The following is a 3119-nucleotide window of genomic DNA, read 5'->3' as shown; positions in this document are numbered from 1 at the left end:
GCTCTGTAGCTTCCCCTCTTAGTATTGCTCTTGCAACATGTGTTTCATCAAAACTCTGCCCTACATTTTCTTTGAAATTTGAAAATAATATATTACCATCTTTATCTGTGATGTTTACTTCATGAACTTCAAGTTTCTTAGAAATATCTTTCAACAATTCATCACTAAAAGTTCCGCTTCCATTTGAAACTGCTTTTAAAGCTACCATTAGCTTACTATCCATAGTTTTATTTATCATTTCTATAGCTGATGAGTTATATTTTATTTTGCTTCCAACTTCCCTAGCTAAATTCAATCCGTCTACTTTCATTTGATCATGCATATTTTTCCTTAAAATATATGATGTTACACTTGTGATTAAAAAAATACATGTGAAAATAATTACTAGTGGTATTGTAAGTATTTTCCTTGTTATTGATACATTTCTTTCTTTTACTTTAGTGTTTCTCTTCATTTCTTCTCCCCTAACCTAACCGTAATTAATTTACTTCTCTATTATGGTATATTATTCTCGTTTTTCTAATATTCGCCAATTTTCTTACATTTCCTCTTAATTCACTGAAATTTTACAAAAATATACAAAAAAAGAGTCACAATAATGACTCTTTCCATTTTAATTATACAATTATTTTATATAGGTCTTAAGTTTATTAAAGTATATATTCCATACACTGCACAAAGTACTAGTGCACTAGCCAGCAATTTTTTCATTTTTAATTTCATTAACATTAGCCCCCTTATTAGCTCCTGATTTCTTAACTGTTGAGTTTTTGCTCTTAATAGCTTTATCTATTAGTGCTGTACCATGGCCCATAGGACAGACTTGGCACCAACTTCTTGGTTTGAAAATTATTCCTATTATTGTACCTACAAGTAGTGATATGGTCATAAATCTAAACAAGGCAAAACTAGTGTTTAAAAAATTAAATCCATGGCGATTTGCATGATATAAAGCTACTGTAAGTAATATAACCATAGTCCCTAGCAAAAGATTTTTTACTAGGTTTGATTTAGCCGCATTTGGGAAATTATTATTCAAACTAACATTCTTTAAGAACTTCCCAAGTATAGAACCTCTTGGACAATACATAGAACAATGAATCTTTCCTCTTCCTCTAATAGCATGATAAAGAGGTGCACCCATACACACTGCCCCTAAAATACCAAATCTATAGTCTAATATTGACAATATCAAAAATGCTACCATCAGTATCCATGACCAACTTTGATGAGACTTTCTTTTTTTCTTTTCCATAAAATTACCTCCATAATTAAGATTAATTATTATAATGCAATACATAGAAAAATTAAAAACTAATTTAGGATGTCCATTACGCTTAAGCTTTAAATATAAGCTTCCCTAATTCAAATTTAAAATCATTCATATATAATATATATTCATTACTATATTCAAATATTACGATATATTCATAAACTTGTCAACTCCTGTCCTTGAAAATTATCATGGCATCTTTTACCTCACTACTCCCCCATGTATTTTTTACAACATATTTTTGAACCACACTCTTCCATCACCTCGGGGGCGCTACCATAAATTTGCATTTAACTATATAAACAAAATTATTTTTTGAGTATTATAAAAACATATAAAGAAAGGATATGCACCTTGAATTAAAGTTCATATCCTTTATTATTTCTTTTCTGTAATACATTTTATTACTACAACTAACTAATGAATTCTTTTAAACTGACCATATCATTGAGTCTTACATTGACCTTTTGTACAAGGGTCATATATCATTACTTAATCATTGATATTATTTTAGTTTATATTGTTTTTGTTGTGTTTTTTTAACTCTTCATTTAGTGCTTTAGTTTTCTTTTCCCAATACTTCTTAAATGAAGCCCATATAATAACATATACTAAAATATAATTTATTATAAAGATCAGTCTTCCAATTAATGTTCCTGGCATCCATCCTGCATACACTGCTACTGGAAAGTATGGAAGCATTGCAATTGAATGAGTAATAGTTTGACGTAACAAACTCCATTCTTCAATTTCAAATATAACGCTGACTCCTGCACAATAAAACCCTGTTAAGCTAGAAATAATAAATTGAGTAATAACAATATTTGATGGAATACTTACAATGTTACCATTCATAGCCATGATCAGCATGATAAGCTGATTTATAAAAACACCTATTGTTATCCCGAATAAACCTCTTAAAATAAACTGCTTCATATACCTCATATTACTTACCTCCTACACCAATATATTCTTTTACTTTAGATACAAATCTACGTGATATAACTTCTTGCCTACCATTAATAAAATTCACCACTAAGCTTCCATTAAAGAACATCTCTATATCTTTAATTTTATTAACATTTGCTATGGCAAATTTAGAAATTCTTATGAATCCTAGCTCATATAATTCTTCCTCTAATTCATATAGCTTTTGTTTGATTTCATAGCAGCCATTTATTGTATCTGCCTTTACCCTTTGCTCTTCACTGTAAAATAACAAAATATCTTTTGGGTTCAATATATACATCTTTTGATTATCATTACCTACAATACTTTTGCTTTTAGTGTTTTTAAGTTTTTGCATTAGTTCCATAATTTCTGATGTTAACTCTGGCGCTTTTATTATTATTGTAGTTTCTTCATAGTCCTTATTGATATCAATATCTATTTTCATCCTCTCATTCCCTTCCAAGGATTTGCTATAATATAAGTATATTGAAACCTTCCATATTTATCTATATTTTCTATGTAAGTGGTGCTTGATTAACATTAAACGGTATTATTATTCTTATTAAAATTTCTTTAATGTTTATTCTTCAATACAATAAAACCTCCTTAGCTGGAAAATTCATTTAAGAATTCATATCCAACTAAGGAGGTAATTTTTCTATTTATTAATTAAATAATGAACAAGTTCATTAGGTGTACAGCTTTTGAAGGAGATTTCTCCCCCATGTATTTTTTGCACCATCTTTTGGTAGCACCTCGGAGTCGCTACCATTATTTGGATTTAAATCAAAAAGATCCTTAATACAAATGTTTGTGTTAAAGATCTTTTTTATAGATTTCTATTAACTATCTATTATACTCAAAAACTGCTTTAGTCTCTCATTGCTTGTATTAT

3 protein-coding genes and 1 pseudogene are annotated in these 3119 nt (G+C 28.7%); all 4 read right to left on the bottom strand.

The window, feature by feature from the left end; genetic code table 11:
- Window positions 1-454: pseudogene (locus RR409_RS20970) on the bottom strand (hypothetical protein); the annotation flags it as partial.
- A gap of 237 nt (window positions 455-691) precedes the next feature.
- The gene (locus RR409_RS20965) at window positions 692-1255 is read right to left on the bottom strand and encodes a 4Fe-4S binding protein (protein ID WP_332559720.1); all 564 of its coding nucleotides are present in this window, start codon (window positions 1253-1255) and stop codon (window positions 692-694) included.
- A 528-nt stretch (window positions 1256-1783) separates the two neighbouring features.
- A complete protein-coding gene (locus RR409_RS20960) occupies window positions 1784-2218 on the bottom strand; it encodes a DUF3021 domain-containing protein (protein ID WP_332559719.1) in 435 nt (144 codons plus the stop codon).
- 1 nt (window position 2219) lies between these two features.
- On the bottom strand, window positions 2220-2669 hold the full coding sequence (locus RR409_RS20955; protein ID WP_332559718.1) for a LytTR family DNA-binding domain-containing protein: 450 nt from the start codon (window positions 2667-2669) through the stop codon (window positions 2220-2222).
- Between the last annotated feature and the right edge of the window lie 450 nt (window positions 2670-3119).

This window comes from Clostridium sp. (assembly GCF_036642255.1).
In the GTDB taxonomy this organism is placed as follows: domain Bacteria; phylum Bacillota; class Clostridia; order Clostridiales; family Clostridiaceae; genus Clostridium_J.
The sequence above is the reverse complement of the archived record's forward strand: the minus strand, read 5'-3'. Positions and strand labels throughout refer to the sequence as shown.

Coding starts and splice junctions, on each gene's coding strand:
- RR409_RS20955 (WP_332559718.1), bottom strand. CDS start 2,669: ATGAAAATAGATATTGATATCAATAAGGACTATGAAGAAACTACAATA.
- RR409_RS20960 (WP_332559719.1), bottom strand. CDS start 2,218: ATGAGGTATATGAAGCAGTTTATTTTAAGAGGTTTATTCGGGATAACA.
- RR409_RS20965 (WP_332559720.1), bottom strand. CDS start 1,255: ATGGAAAAGAAAAAAAGAAAGTCTCATCAAAGTTGGTCATGGATACTG.